Raw genomic sequence first — 20,182 nt, forward strand, 5'->3', positions numbered from 1 at the left:
TCGGAATTAAGTCTTAAATCCCTCAAACTAAATTTAAGCGACGAGATTATTAAATTAATCCAGTCATCTCCACTCGGCTTTCCCGAGCATTGTCGCTGTCGACACTTGCAGCATCTTTCGATCTTCCACTGCTGACGCGTGGGCGGCTATTTTTGACTGGAAAGATCGGCTCTGCCGTTTGGTCCAGTGCAGAAGAGTAGGCCTAGCTGCAGAGCGCGGGGGGCGCGGTTTAGCCTTCACCATCACTGGCGTTAGCGCAAATCATGGCTGCGGCTTAGATTCGCCCAGACCGGCATTTACTTTTCAATCGTGCAGCAAGCGCAATCGGGATCACCGTCGGCTCGCAGCCGCGGCCCCGCTACGCAGACAGTTGCGGACGGAACAGAACATCCACGCCGTAACTCGTTGAGTTGTAGGTGTTGGTCGGGAAGAGGCTGTTTGATCCATATGCATACACCCCATTGCCCCCGCTCGAGGCCGAGGATGGCGCAGTCAGTGGTCCGTTTGTGACCTCCGAACTAAACAGGTTGGGATCGACGGAGTAATTTCCTGACGTGTGATACGATGCAACATACGTCGTCCCTGGCGTGAGGGTCACGGCCGTGGGGAAGTTGACTTGCTGCCAGCCGCTCGCCGTCTCATTGGTGAAGGTGGTTGTGGCCAGCAGGGTGCCGGTGCTGCTCCATAGATTGGCGGTATGAGTGCCGGTGTTCGACGGGCCCTTGTAGAAGCGTAGCCCGGTGACATCGCCGGCGCTCGACGCCCGGAATTTGAACCCGAGCTCCACCGAGTTCGGATCATTGACCGATACCACACTCGGCGTCGGATTGTTGCTAAACAGACTTACGATGCTCGCAGATGCCGCGTTGACGTTCAGAGAGGCGGACGCGCTTGCCGTCCCACCTCGACCGTCGGAGATTGCATAGGTGAACGACGCCGGTCCTGTGTATCCCGAGTTCGGTGTGAAAGTGACGCTGCTGGTCTGCGCGTTGTAGCTCGCGGTGCCGCCGGCGCCGTTGCTCACGCCCGTGATGGTTAAGGCATCGCCGTCGGGATCGGTGTCGTTGGCCAGCAAGGCCGAAGCTGGGATCGAGAGCGGAGAGTTCTGAGTAGCGCTGAACCCGGAGTCATTCGCCGCGACCGGCGGCCGGTTGACACCGCTCGCGGGACTATAAATCACGTCCACCCAGTAGTTGGTGGCCCCGAAGGTGCTCGTTGGAAACAGATTGCCGTTGCCGTAGGTGTAGACGCCATTGTTGCCGGCTGGGGCGGTGAGCTGACCATTGACGCGCGGGCTAGTAAAGTAGTTGCCCGTGGACGTGTAGTGCCCATTGCTGTGGTAGCTTGCCACATAAGTCGTGCCCGCGGCGATCGAAACCGGATTATTGAAGATGACGGTCTGCCACCCACTGCTGGTTTCGTTCGTGAATGTCGCGGTCGCCAGCAACGTGCCTGTGCTGCTCCACAATGACCCCGTATGGGTGCCGATGTCGCCCGCACCCTTGTAGTACTTGATGCCGTTGATGGTGCCGGCCGCGGATGACGTGAAACGCACCCCGAGATTGACCTGAGCCGCGTCAGGATCCGAGAGAATGGCCGGCGTGTCGGAGCTTGAAAACAGGCTCACTGTCGGCGTGGTGACTGTCAAATTTGCCGTTGCAGTTGCGGTGCCGCCGCGACCATCTGAAATGGCATAGGTGAAGGATGCGGCGCCGGTATAGCCGGTGGTCGGCGTGAAGGTGACACGATTGGTCTGGGCATCGAAGCTGACGATGCCGTTGACACCAGCGCTCACACCCGTGATCGTCAGCTGGTCGCCATTCGGATCGGTGTCGTTCGCAAGCAGGGCAGACGCGGCAACAGTGAGAGCCGTGTCCCGCGTAGTGCTGTAGCCGCTATCGTTGTTAGCTACCGGCGGCTGGTTAGTTGCCGTATTTACAGTCAGGCTGACCGTTGCAGTTGCGGTTCCGCCCTGTCCGTCGGCGATGGCATAGCTAAAGGAGGCAGCGCCGGTATAGCCGGTGGTCGGCGTGAAGGTAACTACATTGGTTTGGCTGTTGAAGCTGACAGTGCCGTGGGTGCCGCCGCTCACGCCCGTGATCGTCAGCGTACCGCCGTCAGGATCGGTGTCGTTCGCGAGCAGCGCCGCCGCTGCAATCGTAAGTGCCGTGTTCTGGGTGGTGGTGTAGCCGCTGTCGTTGTTGGCAACCGGCGGCTGGTTGCCGCCGCCGGACGGCGCGAACACAACATCGACCCAGTAGTTCGAGGCGTTATAGGTGTTGGTCGGGAAGATGCCGGACGTGCTGGTGCCGCCATAGGAATAGACGCCGTTGCCGCCGGCCGTCGTGGTCGATAGCGCGGTCAATGGGCCGTTGGTGACAGCCGTGGTGAAGTAGTTGCTGGTCACCACGTAGGCGCCGGTGGTGTGATAGGAAGCAACATAGGTCGTGTTGGCGGCGATCGAAACCGGGGACGGCAGGGTAACGGTCTGCCAGCCGCTGACCAACGTATTGGTGAAGGTGGCCGTAGCGAGGCGGGTGCCCGTCGACGTCCAGAGATCAAGGACAGCTGGACCAGTGTCGCTGGCGCTGCGGTAGAATTTGAGAGCCGTAATCTGGCCGGCGACCGAGGCCCTGAACTTCATCCCGACTTCAATTTGGGATCCGTCGTTGAGGTTGGTCTGCGCTGGTATATTTGACGCGCTGAACAGGCTGACGGGAGCCGCACCGGGCGGTACCACCGTGAGGCTGACATTGGCCGTGGCCGTACCGCCGCGCCCGTCCGAGATCGTGTAGCTGAAGCTGGCCGGACCGGTATAGCCGGCGGCGGGCGTGAATGTGATGTTGTTATTCTGCGGATTGGGCTGCGTGTTGAGGACGACGGTGCCGTTTGTAGCTGCGCTTACTCCGCTTATGGTTAGTGCGTCCCCATTGGGGTCGCTGTCGTTGGCGATCAGCGACGCCGCCGTGATCGTCATGGGCGTATTTTGCGTCACGGTCGGCCCGGTATCGTTCGTGGCCACCGGCGCGGAATTGGCGGTGGAAGGGTTGAACATGACGTCAACCCAGAAATTTGTCGATTGGAACGTGGTGGTCGGGAATGCCCTGTTAGTGCTGTAGGTATAAACGCCATTACCATTGGCGAGGGCGGTCAGCGGACCGCTTGTCACATTGCTCGTGAAGTAGTTCACGCTGGAGGAGTAGTGGCCCACGTTCGTGTGATAAGACGCGACATAGGTAGTGCCTGCCGTCAGCGGGACCGGGTTGGAGAAGGTCACGCTCTGCCAACCGCTTGTCGTTTCGTTTGTAAAAGTGGCGGTTGCCAGCAAAGTGCCGGTGCTGGTCCAGAGCTCACCCGTGTGGGTGCCTGTATCCTGGCTGCTCTTGTAGAAGCGGATTCCGCTTACGGTGCCGGCAGTCGACGTTTGAAACCTCACACCGAGCTCGACCGCGCCGGCATCTATCGTGTTGACTGTGGCGGGGGTCGCCGAGCCAGGAAAGAGCGAGATGAAGGACGGCGCGCTCACGGTCACCGTGCGGCCCGCCGAAGGCGTTTCCAGATTGATGCTGTCGTCCACCGCGCGTGATTTGATCGTGTAAGTCCCGGCAACTTGCGGCGCCCAGGTATAAGTCCACGTCTCATCGCCAATCGCGTTCTGCCAGCTCAGTCCGCCATCGGTCGAGACCTCCACGCCAGCGATCACGCCACCGCCGACATCCGCTGCCGTGCCGGAAATCGTGACCGCACGTCCGGCACTGAAATTCGCCAGGGCGTTGATGGTGGAAGTCGGAGCCGCCGAGTCCGTCGAGCCGGTGCCCGCGACCATCCCCGACTGGAGCGTTCCCGGTTGAATCCCCATGTCGGCGAGCAGATTGATCATAGCCTGTTGCACGCGCGGATCGGTCGGTGTCGGCGCCAGGTCGTGATTGTCGCTCAGGCCCCATGCCCAGTAGACCGTACCGGCGCCGAAGACTAATGCGCCGCTCGGAGCGCGATAAAGGGTCAAGTTATGGGTTGAGACGCCACTTCCGGTCGTGTTGCCATAGTCAAGCAGATAGGTATTGACCGGAATGGTTGTCGAGGAAAGCCGAACCAGGCCGGCTGGATCGAATCCGTTGTCAGGCGCTTCATCCCACTCATAGCCGAGATAGTTCTTGGTCAGCGTTGCCGTTTGCCCGGGCTGAAGATTGGCAACGCTCGTGTTGCGCCAGAAGCGCAGGTTAGCGTCATCATAGGGAATTGTGATTGACTGGAGGCCGCTGCCTTGGCCGACATCATCGACCTGGAACATCTGTCCGATCAGGGCATTTTCCGGGATTCCCCCGCCGACCGCCGGCGGGCTGAGGCGCGGATCACGGAACGTTCCTGTCCACTGGTCGCTTGGATCAATCGACGCTCCTGGTGAAAAAGTCTCCTTATAGGAGATCAAGGTGCGGTAGGCCGTGGCGTCGCTGCTTATGCTGTTGCCCCAGCGCGTGCGCCAATACATCTCGTTGCCGCTCCAGAACGCAAGATTCACGCCGGCATCGCGGGCCGCCTGTACATTGGCGCGTTGCTGCCCTGACCAATACTCGTCGTGACCAACGTCGAGATAGAGCTGGTGGTTGAGGAGGAGACTGCCGTAACGGTCCGCATCGACTCCCGACATGTAGGAGACGTCGTAACCATTCTGCTCCAGCCAGTAGATCGCAGAATATTCAGCGCCGAACAAATAGTCCTGCGGGCCGGCATAGGTCCCGACGTTGCCGCGGGTGGCGATCGGCCGGTTGTAGCTCAACGCGTAGGCGCGTCCCGCGCCTTGACCGGTCGCAGGACCGTTGCCGCCATAGAAATTGGCGCCGCCCCAGCCGTTGTAGGCCTGCCAGGTTGTGTCCGAGGTCTGGAAGATCACATCGCTGGTGCTGCCGTCGTCTCGAACGATGAAGGGGATGTGATTGGCGCCGGCAGTTCCATCCTGGCGCACAAGCTTTGCGATATAAACGCCGGACACGGCATCGGCCGGAATATCCCAGGAGGCTGAGACGGACCAATTGCCCGCATCGACCAGGCCGGTCGCCGCGTCGCGCAGCGGTGTGGGCTGATTTTGCACGCCCGTGTGCTGGATGGTGTGAACCTTTCGCGCTCCCATTCCGCCGTAGTAGCCGAGGCGGTAGATATCGATCCGGTAGTTTGATGAATTCGTATTGATCTTGAAGTCGACCCGGTTGCCCCGATTGACGCTGATGTCGGTGGCAAAACCCTCGATGTTCGAACTGCCCGCGCCAACGATATCCCATTCGCTTTGCGGGTTTCCCGGCCTCTGGTTCTCGAGAACGATTGGATTTGTAGAAGTCGCTGCGGCGGCGAGACTGCTGGCGGACTCCGTTGTGGCGGCCTGCCGGCCGGCTGGGGGAGCTTTTGCAGTTGTCACCGAGCCGGACAGAATTCCGATTGGGCTGGTTGGCGTCCCGGTACCGGTCTCTCCTCCACCTGGCAGCGCATTCCAGTTGATAAGAGGCGTAACCTGCTGCAATGACATGTCGGCACTAATGGAGGCTCTCATGATTCCGGTCTGGCCGGTCAGCACGAAGTCCGCTCCACCAGATAAACGAGTACCCTGCAACTGCTCGATGTGGGCTGCACTTTGATCGAGCAATCGTGTTGGAGCAATGAAGTAGCCGCAACCACAAACCTGCGCGGCCGCTGGAATTGTCGACGATCCAACGATACTCGGAGCCAAGGCCGCCGAGGGAATCCGACCAAGGATGACGACGGGGTTTGAGGTCGTTTGGTCGGCTGCCGCTGAGGTTGGCATTCGCAATCCTGCGGTTACCCTCGCGAATTCGGCGCGCGAAGCCAAATTGGATAAAGATAGTGCAGTGGCATCTGAGGCGCGCAGGTCCGTTTCAAGCGGATTGCGCACGGGGTGCGTTGGCAGAAGTTCGTCCTTAGCCTCTGGATCTGACGCCCAGATACTCCTCCGGTGCAAGGTCCGTGGCCAAGTCCGCAATCCAAAGGCCAACTGGCTCAAGCCAGACTTTTCGTACAAGGACCTCATGACATCCTCGCGAGAGATGGAAGAATATGAATGAAAGATTCTGATGCCCGTCACCTAGACGATGGCGTGGATGTCGAAGGGACATCTCCAATGTTCGCGAACGAGCCAATTTTGGACTGATAGGCGGGGCTCTGAACCACGAGGCGAGCGCGAAGCCGCACTGGTCGGCCTGCCCTTCGGCTGCGATTGCACCGTTACTCGTAGTGGCTGCTACAACCATGGTTGCCAAAGATCCAGTGGCGTCGAATTAAGTTGGCACATTAATATATTAAATATTTAACTTCAACATTTCTTATATCACGTGATCGCCATCCGAGAGCGCTGATGTAGTAAAATGCAAAAACGCCTGGGCGTCGCCTAGCTTACGTGATCAGGAAACTGCCAAGGCGGAAAGGGATCGCTGAGATTGCGCCAGCTCTGAGGATCGAACCCATTCTCCGAATTGGCAAGGCAGGCATCCAGCGAGGCTCGAATGTACGCTTCGTCCATGCCTGAACCGATGAACACAAGCTCCTGACGGCGATCCCCCCAGGTGTCGTCCCATTGCTGACCGAGATGATGTTGGACCTGAGGATGGCTTGGCCACGTCGACTTCGGGACCGTCGCCCACCAATGTCCCATGGGCTCGCATCGACGCTGCATTCCTGCGACGGAGAGAACACCCACCCAGTCGGGACGGGTCGCAAGCCAGAAATGTCCCTTGGCGCGTATCACGCCTGGCCAGGGCTTATTGAGAAAGGACAACAGGCTGACGGGATCGAACGGGCGTCTTTCCAAGTAGACGAAACTCGATATGCCGTACTCCTCGGTTTCCGGGATATGGGAAGCGGGACTGTATAGCTCCTTGTTCCAGAGAGGATGAGCCGCAGCCTTCGCTTCATCGAACAGGCCGGTGTTGAGAATTGCGCGGAGAGGAACACGGCCAAAGTCGGTCTCGATCTGGCGCGCCCGTGGATTGAACGCGGCAACGACCTTGCGAACCTCCGCACGCGTCGTCTCCGTGGCTTCTGACACCTTGTTGATCACAACCACGTCAGCAAATTCGATTTGCTCGACCAGGAGATCAACGAGCGTACGTCCATCGGAGGCATCGCGAAACTCGCCGTGGTCTCGTAGCAGATCGCGGCTGTTGTAGTTGGCGAGCAAGTTCACGGCGTCCACGACGGTAACCATTGTGTCGAGCTTTGCAAGATCGGAGAGCGAGACACCGGCTTCGTCGCGAAAGGAGAAAGTTGCCGCGACAGGAAGAGGTTCAGAAATGCCGGTACCTTCGATTAGAAGGTAGTCAAAGCGCCGCTCTTCGGCCAATCGCCTGACTTCCAGCAGGAGATCGCCGCGCAGCGTGCAGCATATGCAACCATTGCTAAGTTCCACGAGCGCTTCGGTTGTATGCGACAAATTCGTGCCACCGTTACGAACCAGAGCTGCGTCTATATTCAACTGACTCATGTCGTTGACGATGACCGCAACTCGGAGGCCCTCGCGATTCCTCAGCACATGGTTGAGCAATGTCGTCTTCCCCGAACCCAGGAATCCACTGAGCGCGGTGACTGGTAGCCGATCGGCGGCGTGTGCTGCCTCTTTCATAAGCCTCCCGGCTGGCTGATGACTTGCGGACTAAATGACGTTAATGAAGGTGGGCACCGGTGCAGAGGCTCACACCGCAACCATTTGGACGTCCCTTTGGCTACGCCCACCTTGGCCTGCCCCTCCCTCGTGAATGTGCAGCTGCGTTGCGCCCCATGTGCATGCGACGGCGCCTCGCTCAACAGGGCGTGAACCAGCCGCATGGGGCGAAAACACACCGCGTCAACGATCTTCACTCACGGTCCTCTGCCCCACATCAGCGAGACGTAGAGGTGAACCGCGAACAAGAAAATAGCCGCGTACCCCACAAAGAACAGCATTTGAGGCATCGCGCGGAGAATAGCTTCTTTGATATTGCCCATAAGAGCCTCCAGGGACTACCGGTTCCCTGCCATGAGTTTGGAGGTCATACACTCTTGCCTTCGAAGCCGCTTTGCAGATCGCTATGCTCCTTAAGGAGTTCGCGAAGACGTTCTGCATTGCCAAGTTGTGTTTCCTGCCACTCAATTCGATCCTCTGCAGTCCACATGTAGAAGTCGCGATCGAACCGAGCTTTCTCCTCTCTCTCGATTCTTACGTATGCTTCGATTTCACGCTTAACACTGTTCAATCGTGCCTGTAGATCAACTCGCCGGCTCAGCGAGCACGACTCGTTATTATCGGAAGCCCGTTTAAATCTACTCGCCGAATGAAGATCTCGGGTGCATCCATTCTCCGGCCTTGTAAATGGCAAGGTTGGGGTCTGTTCGAAATACAGCCCGTTGAGTGTGGCAATGTGTTTGCTCCTCAATGATTGCATCGTCATGAAACCCACCTTCTCAACGAAGCGAAATAATCCAAAGTTTAGGCCATTCGAAAATATGGAATATATATATCTTAAGCTATAGCCACCGCTGGTTGCCGGGCCTCGGGCGCAGCACCGCAGCACGCTGGTGCCTCCGAGGTGGATTCGCCTTGACCCAGATTGCCAGCCTGTCAGCCAACGACCGCTCACGGCGAAGCCCACCAGCCCTCCGGAAAGATCTCTAGCGGCTCCTGAGTTGCATTCTCCTGCGCTCGCGCATCAAGGGGCGGTTCAGATTGTGTTTCGAAACCTTGGACTTTGAAGACAAGTCCACCTGATGGCCGCCAGGTGACCGCCCTTTTTTGCAGAACGCGCACAACATGATTTCGGTCTTTGCTCATGTAGCCCTACGGGTAATCGTTACTCTGTTGAGCAAAACGTGGTCTTTCCTGGCACGCGATGGGGTATGCCACCGGCTGCCTTGAACCACTTCAACGGCAACCCGAGGAGATAGCCTCGCTTCTTCAACTCATCTTCGGTTCTATTCAAAGCCTGGGCGATAGAGCTCGACGATGCTCGAGAATTTACTAACCTTCGAAAAAGCTCATCTTCCCGGCTCGTCCAGCGATTAGCGGTCGTATTCATCTCGCGTCCTCATGACCTCCCGCAACTCGGGATGCCTCTCCTCGGCAACGACGCGATTATAATCGCATTTCAGGCAATTTAAAATATTTAATTTCTTATAATTAACTAGCTAGAGACATTGATCGACCGCCGCAAACGCCGCTGTGCGGTCGCTTTGTAAATTACCTACCTGAGTTGCGGCAAGTTCCCTGGATCTAGCTCGGCGCGCAACGGCTGATGTCTTGGCTGAACTGAAGTGCCGGTCAGGATGATCTGATTTGAGCGTGCGCGCGCTGCGTCCCGAATATGATCATTGCACCCCCTGAGGCCACTTCACATTTCCGGTCGCCACCAACTGGCTCTCTCACTCTCTCCACAGCTCATCTTGGAAAGCTGAGCTGGCACTGCGGCTACTTCACTACCCGGTGCGGCTTCACCGAAAATTCCATCCTAAGTACGACAGGCTGAACTTGATTTCGCGCGCTGGTTGAGCTGGTCTGAGCCCCTCGCTTCATCCAGCAATGGAAAGAGTCCCGGTTGAATATGAGCCCAAGGGGCTCGGTGAAGCAACGGGGCGGGGCGCGGAGCCCTCGGCATAGCGCAGCGTCCCGTCCCGTTGCGGCCCAAGAGCGTTGCGTTTGGCGTATTCGGTCGGCGTGAGGTTGCCCAGGGCGCTGTGCGGCCGGGCGTTGTTGTAGTCGTCTTTCCAGGCCGCCAGCACGGCTCGCGCCTGTGCGAGCGAAGTGAACAGCGTCTCATTGAGGAGTTCATCGCGCAGGCGGGCGTTAAAGCTCTCGATGAAGGCATTCTGGGTCGGTTTGGCGGGCGCGATGTAGTGCCACTCGATCTGCCTCTCCTGGCTGAAGCGCAGCACGGCCATTCCGGTCAGCTCAGTGCCGTTGTCGGACAGGCACATCGCTGGCCGGCCGCGCCAGGCAATGATGAGGTCGAGCTCGCGTGTGACCCGCAGGCCCGGCAGCGAAGTATCGGCGACGAGCGCCAGGCATTCGCGGGTGAAGTCGTCGACCACAGCCAGAATCCGGAACCGTCGGCCATCGGCGAACGCATCCGACAGAAAGTCGAGACTCCAGCGCTGGTTGGCGCCTTGCGGGATCGCCATTGGCGCCCTGCTGCCGAGCGCCCGTTTACGGCCGCCACGCCGGCGGACTTGCAGCCGTTCCTCGCGATACAGACGTCGAAGCTTCTTGTGGTTCATGACCAGCCCCTCGCGGCGCATCAGCACCAGCAGACGACGGTAGCCGAACCGGCGGCGGATCGCCGCCAGTTCGCGCAGGCGGGCGCGCACGGCCGCATCATCGGCTCGCCCGCTGCGATAGCGCACCGATGCGCGATCTGCCCCCAGGGCTTTGCACGCCCGCCGTTCGCTCACCTCGAAGGTGGTCCGCAGATGAGCGACGGCCTCTCGCCTCGCGGCGGGCGTCACCATTTTTTTGACGCAACGTCCTTGAGCATGGCGTTGTCGAGCATTGCCTCGGCCAGGAGCTTCTTCAGCTTGGCGTTCTCGTCCTCCAATGCCTTCAGCCGCTTGGCATCGGATACCTCCAGGCCACCGTACTTGGCCTTCCATTTGTAGAACGTTGCGCTCGAGATCCCGTGTTTGCGGCAGACATCAGTAAACGGTACGAGAGGCCCACGGAGCCACGGACTTGGTGCGGACGGCCTACGCACCGCGCTTGAAGCGTATAGGCATCCAGAACTGCCGGAGGGCCTCGACGGTTGCTGGAATGTTGCGCCAGGCGTTTTGGATGATGGGCTGCGTTCCCAGCGTGCGCCGGGCCGGGGGTAGCAAGGGTCGACCGGCGTCGTCGATGCAATGGACCAAGATCGGCCGCAGCATAAGGTGTTCGGTTCCATTCGGGGGGAGAAGCCGCGACCAGACGAGAAGCCGAAGCTTCATGACGGCGTAGAAGCCCATGCACCAGGGCTGCGGGTCGACTTCGCCGTCCGGTGATCGCACGAACAGCGGCTCGAAGCTCTCCGGTCTCGTCGACAGCGTCTCGCTGATAGCGTTGTGGCGCATCAGCGTGGCGGCGATTGCCGAGAACTCCTCGGTGTCGTGATTGAAGGCGTCGGGATCTACGCCGAGGAGCGGGCACACCCATTCCTCGGACGCCATCGAGACCGGCCCGGCGACGACCGCGGCCACCGCGCCATCGAGCATGGAGAGCGACGTCGCCCGCGGATGCCGAAGCGTCGGCGACCTGGCGCGCTTGCTGATCCATTGCCCGAGCCGTTCGAACGACATGGCATAGTCCGCCATCGTCGTCTTGCGTGCTTTTCGCGTTCCCCGCCCTTGCTTCGGCTTCGTCATGCCACGGCCCGCTTTTCGGCTTCGCGTGCGGCCTTCCAGTTCCAGGCCAGAAGTTCGTGAAGCTGGTTGGTCTTCGTGGCGCCGCTCACCATGCGATCGAGAACGTCGACGAGATACGCCTCGGGGTCGAGGCCATTCAATTTCGCTGTGTTAAGAAGCGAAGCGAGTATCGCCCAGGTCTCGCCCCCGCCTTCGTCACCACTGAACAACGAGTTCTTTTTTCCGATCGCAATTGGCCTGATCGATCGTTCGACCGTGTTGGTGTCCGGCTCGAGCCGCCCGTCATCCAGGAACGTCGTCAGGCCCTGCCAGCGTTCGAGCATGTAGTCGATCGCCTTGATGAGCGTCGAGCGGCGGGAGATCCCGTCCTTCACCGCGATCAGACGGGCCCTCAACGCCTCCATCAGCGGCTTCGTCTCGGCCTGTCGCGTCGCGCGGCGTTCCCCAGCATCGAGACCGCGGATCCTCTCCTCGATCGCGTAGACGGCCGCAATGCGCTCGATGACCTCCGCGGCGAAGGGTGAGTTCGTCGTCTTGTGCACCCTCACGAAGTTGCGGCGCGCGTGAACGAGACAATACGCCAGCTGGATCTGGCCCGACATCATCGCATCGCCCGCCAGCGAGGCGTAGGCGGCATAGCCGTCGACTTGCAGCACGCCTTCGAAGCCGGCTAACTGCGCCACGATCTCCTTTTTGCCGCGACCACCTGCGAACACGTAGGCGACCGCCGGCGGCGCCGGCCCCTTCCACGCCCGATCGTCCGTCGCGTGCGCCCAGAACTGGCAGATCCTCGTGCGGCCGCGTCCCGGATCGAGCACTGGCATCGGCGTCTCGTCGCAGAACAGCCGCTCGAAGCCGTGCATAGTCTTCAGTTGCAGATCGTAGAGGCCCCTGACCAGCCACGCCGCGCTCCCCATCCAGCGCGCCAGCGTCTGACGGTCGACGACGACACCCTGACCCGCCAGGATCTGCGTCTGGCGATAGAGCGTCGATTGCCAGGCATATTTGGCCGCGGCGATATGCGCGATCAGCGCCGTCGTTGCCATGCCGCCCTCGACGAGCCGCGCCGGTGCCGGGGCCTGGACAATCGGGCCCTCACAGGAGCGGCAGGCGTATTTTGGACGGATCGTGCGGAGCACGCGCAGCCACGCGGGAACCCGATCGAGCGCTTCGCTGCTCTCCTCGCCGATCCGATGCATCTGACCCGTGCAGCACGGGCACAGCGTGGACGCCGGCTCGATCACCCGCTCGACCCGAGGCAGATGCGCCGGCAGCGCGCCGATGTTGCGCTTCGCTTTGCGCCGCTCCGGCCGCGGCGCGTCCGGTTTGTCGTCATTGGCCGGGAGCTGTGAGCCGGCGGTCCGTTCCAGATCAAACGCGATCTGTTCGGCGCAGACGATCGCCGCGCGCTCCGATCGTGCGCCGAAGATCAGGCTCTTCAACGTGGCGATCTCTGCGCGCAGATCATCGTTCTCGCCTTCGAAAGCCAGCACCATCTCGGCAAGAGCCGCAGGGTCAGAGGGGAGATCTTCGGGGCGAAGCGCCATATCGCAGAGCTACACGAACGCACTCGCAATCGCCAGCAAAACAAGACGCTTCAGGCAACCTTCGTCGGCCGCTTCGTCACCTTCGGGACCACACGCGACCACTCCGCAAGACCTTCAATCAGCATCGCCAGTTGCGCCCCCGTCACCGGCATCGTACCCTCGCGAACAGGTGGCCAGGCAAAGCCCCCATTCTCCAGCCACTTCGTCGCTAGAACCATTCCCGAGCCGTCAAAAACCAGTAGCTTCAAACGATCCGATCGCTTCGATCGGAAGACATAAACGTCACCGCTGTAGGGCTTGCCGCCTAATCCCTCCGCTACCAGCGCGACAAGGCCATGAACGCCTTTACGAAAGTCAATCGGCTGCGTCGCGACGAACACACGGACCATTGGACCGAAAGAGATCATCGCGTCGATCTCACCGCCGCCAGCACGCGCTCCAGCGTCGCGGCGTCGACGCCGACGGGCACGCGCACCGTCGCGCCCGCGATCATCACCTCGATCCGCTCGGCCGGATCCGTCAGAACATGCGCCTTATCGATCGCGTTCGGCTGCGCCTCGACGGCGGCCTGGAGCCTGACTTGCACGAACTGCGGCGCTTCGCTCGACGCGAGCCGCGCCTGGCGCCGCCACACACTGAGCAGTCCCCGGTTCACCCCGTTGCGTCGAGCCACCTCGGAAATGCTCGTCTCCGGATCGGCACTCTCGGCCACGATCCGCGCCTTCTCCGCATCGCTCCAACTGCGCCGTCGCCTCTCCCCTGTGATCACCTCGATCCGCTGATAGGAGGCGGCATCATGCCCGTCTTGATGTCTGTCTTGATGCATGGAACGAGCGTCCCTCGCGTTGTCAAATCCACGCGCGAGTCTCGCTCATCCCGTCCACCTAAACGAGGTGGGGTCGTCGTACCGCTATCAGACATCAGCCGTTGCCACACCCGCCTCCTGCTCCCGCAAAATCCCGATGATCTGCTCTTCCGTGAACCGACTCGATTTCATGGTCCATCTCCTCAGAGGTGACGGACTCTACCCATTCTTGGAGGAGTTTGCGGGGCTCAGACCAATATTCAAAGGATCGCGCCCGGCGCGGTTCTCCTCGTTTGTTGACCTGTTCATAAAATCTTGCGTCGATCTCTTCGACGCATTGACGCAATTCTTCGGACAATTCTGTCATGCTTACTTCTCAGTCACGGGCGCTTAGTCTCACCAAGATTGGGACTGCAGACGATCGTTACCAAAATACATGTCGGTTTTGTCAATGAAGATAGTCGGCGACCCGAATCCGCCGCGCGCGATTACCTCGTCAGTATTTGATCTAAGCTGGTCCTTAACCGTCGCTTCATTGATGCCTCGGAAAAACTCTCCAGGATCGACACTCACGTTCTTGCAGATGTCCGTCAGCACCGCATCCTGGGAGATGTCATCTGGGATCGAAGTCGATATTGCCAGCGCATTGAAGCCTCATCGCGTGGCGAACAGGTAATCGACACTTCATGAAAGTGGGGATCTGACGCGGGTCGCTTCTCCTCCAGCGCGATAGCGCTTATGTCACTAATTACCGAAACGTCCCTCGATCCATTCAAGTCCAGACATCCGGTCCGGAGGAGTTACGTTGTCGGGCGCAAACCGCTCAATATTCGTCAAATCTATCTCTTAGAGCTGGCCCCGCAAATTCGGACAGTAGCTTGAGTGGATTTTCTGCCTGACAGCGGCGAGGATTCTTGCTGCGAATCAGGAGCGAAGATGACGAAGAAGAGCCGCCGGACGCATTCTCCGGCATTCAAGGCGAAGGTTGCTTTGGCTGCGGTCAAAGGCGACAAGACACTGGCGGAGCTGGCGCAACTGTTTGATGTTCATCCGAACCAGATCACGATCTGGAAAAACCAGCTCCTGGAAGGCGCCGCCGGCGTGTTTGGGCATGACAAGACATCGGCCGAGACGCCGGTCGATTTGAAGGCGTTACATGCCAAGATCGGCGAGCTGGCGTTGGAAAACGATTTTTTGTCCGGCGCGCTCACCAAGGCGGGCCTGCTGAGCGCAAAGCGATGATCGACCGCGATCATGATCTTTCTATCGTGCGCCAGGCGAAGGTCCTGAAGCTGGCTCGCAGCACGGTCTACTATGAACCTCGGCCAGTTTCGGCCGAGGACCTTGCCTTGATGCGTCGGCTCGATGAGCTGCATCTCGATTATCCCTTCGCGGGAGCGCGTATGCTGCGATCGTTGCTGCGGCGGGAGGGCGTATACGCCGGTCGCCGCCACATCGCGACGCTGATGAAGCGCATGGGGATCGAGGCGGTCTATCGTCGCCCGAACACGAGCAAGCCGGCTCCGGGTCACAAGATCTACCCGTACCTGTTGCGCGGATTGAAGATCGAGCGGCCCGACCATGCGTGGACAATGGACATCACCTACATTCCGATGCGGCGTGGCTTCGTCTATCTCGCGGCGGTCGTCGATGTGTTCAGCCGACGGGTCCTGGCCCATCGCGTCTCGATCACAATGGAGGCGGCCTTCTGCGTCGAAGCGGTCCAGGAGGCGTTGGCGAAGCACGGCAGGCCCGAGATTTTCAACACGGATCAGGGCAGCCAGTTCACCAGCCTCGAGTTCACCGATGTGCTGCTGGACGCGAAGATCGCCATCAGCATGGACGGCAAGGGCGCCTGGCGCGACAACGTGTTTGTCGAGCGGCTCTGGCGCACGGTCAAATACGAAGAAGTATATCTCCGCGCCTACGACAGCGTGTCCGAGGCGCGAGCGTCAATTGCCAAGTATCTGGCCTTCTACAATCAGGGACGCCCTCACTCGAGCCTTGACGGGCGCACGCCCGACGAGGCTTACTTCGGCACGCAAGCTATGGTGATGGCCGCATGACCGTCGCCGACGGTTTTGTCGTCGCTCTGGTCGGGCTACGCCCTCCCGACGCAACGACAAAACCGTAAAGCCCCGCGTTCAGCATAACCCGGCAGGAATCCACTTAAATCCAGCGGGGCGCTGTCCAAACAACCGGGGCCAGCTCTAAAGAGTAAAAGTTTTGTTCATTTATATTATCGGTTTTCGTTGTTAATTCGGACGGATGACGTAAACTATTTTCTCTGGGTTCGTCCGGTTGGGAGGGAACGATGTCTCAATCAATTTACAAGATGCACAACTCCAGGGCCGCTGCGCGGCAATTGGCGAAAATGCGCGAGGAACTTGCAACTATCGGCGAGAAAGAGCGCGTTCTACGGGAGCGGAGCGCGAGTCGGGAAGTGTACCGGTATCTACTCGATGCCCATCGTGTGGCTGCGTGGCCAAATGCTGATGATGGCATGTTGAATATCGCACCAATTGGAAAGGGTGAAAGCAATCAACTGGCCGTCTGATCGGGTGCGGCATCTTCGTTCGAACGAGGCGCCGGCAGCGATGTATGGCGGCGTTGAGCATTAGGCCTAGATCGCCTTTCAAGCACTTCCAAGCTGAGATGGCTGCTCTTTCGATCGATGCTGCGAATAGTACGGCAAGGATCTGCTCGCCGCTGACTCGATACGGGGACGAGGCCAATTGCTCATTTGGTAGAATTTGTGCTGGAAAAATCTTCCGCAGAAGTGGTGCTAAAGCCGGCCGTCGATGCAGTCTTTGCACTGTTCGACGGCCAGCCAGTGCTGTTCAGTGCGACAGGGCAGAAGATCTATCAGCTGGACCAAGTAGGCGGCTTCATCTGGTGCAGATTGGCACAAGGAGCCTCTCTGGCAGCCGTGTATCACGAACTGAGCACGCTGGACATTGTTGAGCCGGTAGCGCGCCAGTTCGTGCGGCAGGCCATAAGCGCCTGGATCGATCGAGGGTTGCTGGACGTCGATCGGCGAACGTCGACGAATTGCGCCTTCTCGGCGATCTTAGGGCGGCATCGTATAAATATCCGGGCCGAAAGCCGCGACCTCTTGCAGCGCTTGGTTTCGCTATTCTGCGCTTCAGACAACGTGGACGGTCAAGGCGATATCACGGTCGAAGCGATGATGCTGGATGATGATGTGCTCTTCGGCGGTATTGACGCGGGCATACATAGATGCGGAATCGAGGCACTTGCGCCTACAATCAAAGCTCACCTCACCGACCGGCTTATCCGAAGTGATCGGTCGGTCTTCGCTCTCCATGCTGCGTCTCTTGCGAAGAATGGGGCTGCCTTGCTGTTGTGCGGCGAAGCGGGAGCCGGTAAGTCGACACTTACACTCCAGTTGATGGACGCGGGATTTCAGTATTCCGGCGATGATGTTGTGCTGATTGAGGGTGACGGAACCGCCTGTGGAATCCCATTTGCTCTCACCCTCAAGGAAGGATCGTGGGAGTGGCTGTCGGCATTGCGCAGCGATTGGGACGGCGTCACGCATCGCCGAGCCGATGGCGCTCACGTGCGGTATTTGCAGGTTTCGAATGCCTACAACGGGAGCCTTTCCGTTAGCTGGATCATTTTCTTGAACAGGGTCGCGAGCGGTTCGCCGAAGCTGACCGCCTTGAATCAACTCGATTCGATGAAGTGGCTCATCGAGGGCGCATTTGCAGCCGATGGAAGGCTGTCGACGACCGGCTTTTTCGCGTTAAAGGGGATTGTTTCTGGTGCACGATCATTTCTGCTTACCTATTGCGAAGCGGTAGAAGCTCGGGAGCTGTTGGTGGATTTGTGCGATGGGAAAGCATAGTAGGGCGCTGATCAGTCTTTGTGAGTGCCTGCGAGGTGCTCCGCCTGTCGACGTGGATTGGATGTCCGTAATCGGGCTCGCGAACCAGACCCTGACGACGCCCGCGCTTATTGACTTCGTTGATCGATATGCATCGGCGCTACCTGAGGACCTCTGCGAGTATGTTCGCCAGATCTACCGTCGGAATGTTCATCGCAACGAGCGGTTGGCGGAGCAATTGGAAGAAGCCGTCGTTGCGATGAATGGCCGCGGGGTCACGCCCGTGTTGCTTAAAGGGGCCGCGACGCTGGCTGCCGCGCCTAGCGAGCGGCGAGGAGTTCGGCTGATGTCCGATCTGGATATCATGGTTATGCCGGATGAAGCTGAAACAGCAATTGCTGCTCTTCGCGAAATTGGCTATGGCATTCATGTTCAGTCATCTCGCGAAAGCCGGAGATGGTTCGTCGAACTGATCCGATCGATGGATGTCGGCACCATCGATCTGCAACAGGCGGCTCCAGGCCCTGCTCACTTCTACCGCGACCCTGCGCTGAGCCGTTGCGTCCCTGCGGCGCTGGGGCGGGGGAGCGTTCGAATTCCGACGCCCATGTACCGGGCGCTCATGTTGATCATCCATGATCAATTTCAAGACTACGGCTATTGGCTCGGCGACCTGGACCTTCGGCATTTGCTCGAACTACGCGATCTGAACAGTTCCGTTGGAGGTCTCGATTGGCAGGAACTTAGCTCCCATATCTCGGGCGAATTGATGAAGAACGCCGTCGAAACCCAGCTGGTTGCCCTTGCGCAGCTGCTTGGGGTCGAGATCCCGCATGCGCTGCGCTCCCGACTGATTCCGCGTCTGCAGTTCGTTCGCCAGTTGACGCAGGCGCGCTTTCCAAGCTTACGCGTGCCCCTCCTCGCGATGACCGTTCTGGATCTCAGAAATTACCGGCAAGACGCGTCCCTTGGCCACGCGCGGAACGCCCGCCGTGGGCTGTGGTCGATCCCAAAAGCGGGCACCTTGCACTTTCTGTTGAAGGCGGCCACCGCAGCTCGCGCGGGGAAGGTCTAGGATTAGGCGGCGGCAACATCGACTTGAAGATGAAAGGGAGAGTCTTCACAGTGGCTGTAGAACTAGGAATGTTCTTGCTCACTAGCATTCCGGTCAGGCGAGTCGCCGTTCTCGCGGATTTTGAACTCATCCAACGTGTGGCCGGATTGAAGGGCGGCGACTAGCCAGCGAGGCTGTTTACCGCGTCCAGACCAAGTCTCGGTCGGTTGGAGCGGGTTGCTGTATTTCGGCAAGACCTTCGGATATTTACGGCGCGGCTGGGGCTGGCTTGTCGCCGTTTCGGCCGTACGGCTTTCAGATTCACCGAACTGGTCCGGCTGGTTCAGCTGCGCAAGGCGTTTTTCCAGTTCCCGTTTTTCGGCTGTAATTTTTTCAGCGAGAATCTTCGTGAGCTCCTCGTGCAGGAGCCAAAGTTCCTCAAAATTCATGGCTTCGAGATCCTGCCTCCGCATAGCATTCTCGTCACCGCTCGACGGACTGATCATTCATCCATCATCCTCCCTAATCGCGTCAGAGTCGAAATTGACGCGGCAATAAAATCATTATATTGTATTGAATCGCTATTACGATGATTATTTTATTAATATGCAAAAGCGGAGGATTTTGTTTTGATTGAGTATCCTCTTGAACGTCTTCAGGATTCAATAAGCCGGTTTGTCGTTCCGTCGGCTGCGTTGTTGGACATCCAGGCCTTGAGAGCTCAAATTGAGCTCCGAAGTCGTGCGCTCCGGGATATTGAAGTTATTCGCTCTCGTTTGCGACTATGGGATTGTCGGCCGACAATAACGTTGTCTCGACGACCAAAGGACGGCTCCACTCGCAGTGCATCCTTGTCGAGGCTGCGACGTGGGAGGTCGTTCGCGCGGCCAGCCTGATTTTACTGTCACTGAGCATGTCGCGTGAGATATCACCCCCTTTGCACCTCCCGCGTGCAGATAACCCGGATCCACAGTTAATTGTGCGGATTGTTCGCTTTTCCAGCTTGATTAGTAGGCGCGGCGCGGTTATGTGGGCGCGAGTTTCCGCTGGGTTCCATGTATTTTTTTTGTAAACCTTTGAACTCTCCGGATTGATTAATGTTGGCGGGAACATTATCAGTTGGGCGCAACTACACGGTGGAATCATGTCGGCAAAGAAACTCGAATTAGAATCCATGTCGCTTGACGATCTTTGGTCGCTGCATGAAGAAATCAGCGGGATCTTGTCCGACCGGATCAAGGCAGAGAAGCAGGAACTAGAGAAACGCCTGGCCGCTCTCGGGGGCGGGGCGGCTTCTTTGGCGGACTCAGGTGCGTCAGGCCTATCTCAGGCCGGGAAGCCAAGGCGCAAATATCCGCGCGTGCTGCCAAAGTATGTAACCCCCAGACTTCCGAGACGTGGTCAGGGCGTGGCAAGCGGCCGCGGTGGTTAGTTGCCGCCATGAAGTCCGGCAAGCGCATTGAGGAGTTTCGTATAGGGGACACGGGATCGAAGCTCCGTCAGCGGGCCTGACCGGATTTGCAGTCTCCTGAGCGGATGGTTCGGATAGGCTCACGGAACAG

General features: G+C 59.0%; 11 protein-coding genes and 3 pseudogenes. 5 read left to right on the forward strand and 9 right to left on the reverse strand.

Translation table 11 applies throughout. The annotated features are described in order from the left end of the window. Positions 1-358: 358 nt before the first annotated feature. The 8 genes and pseudogenes from ABIF91_RS27020 to ABIF91_RS27055 all read right to left on the reverse strand — a co-directional run. Complete coding sequence (locus ABIF91_RS27020; RefSeq protein WP_424579821.1) at positions 359-5,794, reverse strand: DUF4082 domain-containing protein; 5,436 nt, start codon at positions 5,792-5,794, stop codon at positions 359-361. A gap of 600 nt (positions 5,795-6,394) precedes the next feature. Beyond that, positions 6,395-7,624 (reverse strand): GTP-binding protein, encoded by a 1,230-nt coding sequence (locus ABIF91_RS27025; RefSeq protein WP_424579482.1) that lies wholly within the window; start codon positions 7,622-7,624, stop codon positions 6,395-6,397. A gap of 1,919 nt (positions 7,625-9,543) precedes the next feature. Continuing rightward, a pseudogene (locus ABIF91_RS27030) lies at positions 9,544-10,664 on the reverse strand (IS3 family transposase); the annotation flags it as partial. Positions 10,665-10,713: 49 nt separating this feature from the next. Continuing rightward, a complete protein-coding gene (locus tag ABIF91_RS27035) occupies positions 10,714-11,364 on the reverse strand; it encodes a UPF0149 family protein (protein ID WP_063712394.1) in 651 nt (216 codons plus the stop codon). Further along, positions 11,361-12,911 (reverse strand): IS66 family transposase, encoded by a 1,551-nt coding sequence (gene tnpC / locus ABIF91_RS27040; protein ID WP_035681142.1) that lies wholly within the window; start codon positions 12,909-12,911, stop codon positions 11,361-11,363. The genes ABIF91_RS27035 and tnpC overlap by 4 nt, the downstream gene beginning before the upstream one ends. 50 nt (positions 12,912-12,961) lie before the next feature. Next, positions 12,962-13,318, reverse strand: coding sequence for an IS66 family insertion sequence element accessory protein TnpB (gene tnpB, locus ABIF91_RS27045; RefSeq protein ID WP_018273742.1), 357 nt, complete (start codon positions 13,316-13,318; stop codon positions 12,962-12,964). Further along, on the reverse strand, positions 13,315-13,737 hold the full coding sequence (gene tnpA, locus ABIF91_RS27050; RefSeq protein WP_424578819.1) for an IS66-like element accessory protein TnpA: 423 nt from the start codon (positions 13,735-13,737) through the stop codon (positions 13,315-13,317). The genes tnpB and tnpA overlap by 4 nt, the downstream gene beginning before the upstream one ends. 375 nt (positions 13,738-14,112) lie before the next feature. Further along, positions 14,113-14,331, reverse strand: a pseudogene (locus tag ABIF91_RS27055) (DsbA family protein); the annotation flags it as partial. 321 nt (positions 14,332-14,652) lie between these two features. Between ABIF91_RS27055 and ABIF91_RS27060 the strand changes: the two are divergent. From ABIF91_RS27060 to ABIF91_RS27075, 4 genes are all read left to right on the forward strand, one after another. Next, positions 14,653-15,782 (forward strand): IS3-like element ISRj2 family transposase gene (locus ABIF91_RS27060; protein ID WP_424579822.1). Its coding sequence is split into 2 segments (ribosomal slippage): positions 14,653-14,905 and positions 14,905-15,782, totalling 1,131 coding nucleotides; the frame shifts between segments, so codons are not numbered across the junction. Between the two features lie 248 nt (positions 15,783-16,030). Continuing rightward, positions 16,031-16,273, forward strand: coding sequence for a hypothetical protein (locus tag ABIF91_RS27065; RefSeq protein ID WP_080659911.1), 243 nt, complete (start codon positions 16,031-16,033; stop codon positions 16,271-16,273). 186 nt (positions 16,274-16,459) lie between these two features. Then, complete coding sequence (locus ABIF91_RS27070) at positions 16,460-17,587, forward strand: PqqD family peptide modification chaperone (RefSeq protein WP_244430186.1); 1,128 nt, start codon at positions 16,460-16,462, stop codon at positions 17,585-17,587. A gap of 61 nt (positions 17,588-17,648) precedes the next feature. Continuing rightward, positions 17,649-18,641: a nucleotidyltransferase family protein gene (locus ABIF91_RS27075; protein WP_244430185.1), complete on the forward strand. Its 993-nt coding sequence runs from the start codon at positions 17,649-17,651 to the stop codon at positions 18,639-18,641. Between the two features lie 62 nt (positions 18,642-18,703). Here ABIF91_RS27075 and ABIF91_RS27080 read toward each other — a convergent pair whose 3' ends face one another. Further along, on the reverse strand, positions 18,704-19,093 hold the full coding sequence (locus ABIF91_RS27080; RefSeq protein ID WP_424579823.1) for an H-NS family nucleoid-associated regulatory protein: 390 nt from the start codon (positions 19,091-19,093) through the stop codon (positions 18,704-18,706). Positions 19,094-19,764: 671 nt separating this feature from the next. Between ABIF91_RS27080 and ABIF91_RS27085 the strand changes: the two are divergent. Further along, positions 19,765-20,132 (forward strand): annotated as a pseudogene (locus ABIF91_RS27085) (H-NS family nucleoid-associated regulatory protein). The last annotated feature ends 50 nt before the right edge of the window (positions 20,133-20,182 follow it).

This window comes from Bradyrhizobium sp. USDA 241, from assembly GCF_049739505.1.
Classification (GTDB): domain Bacteria; phylum Pseudomonadota; class Alphaproteobacteria; order Rhizobiales; family Xanthobacteraceae; genus Bradyrhizobium; species Bradyrhizobium liaoningense.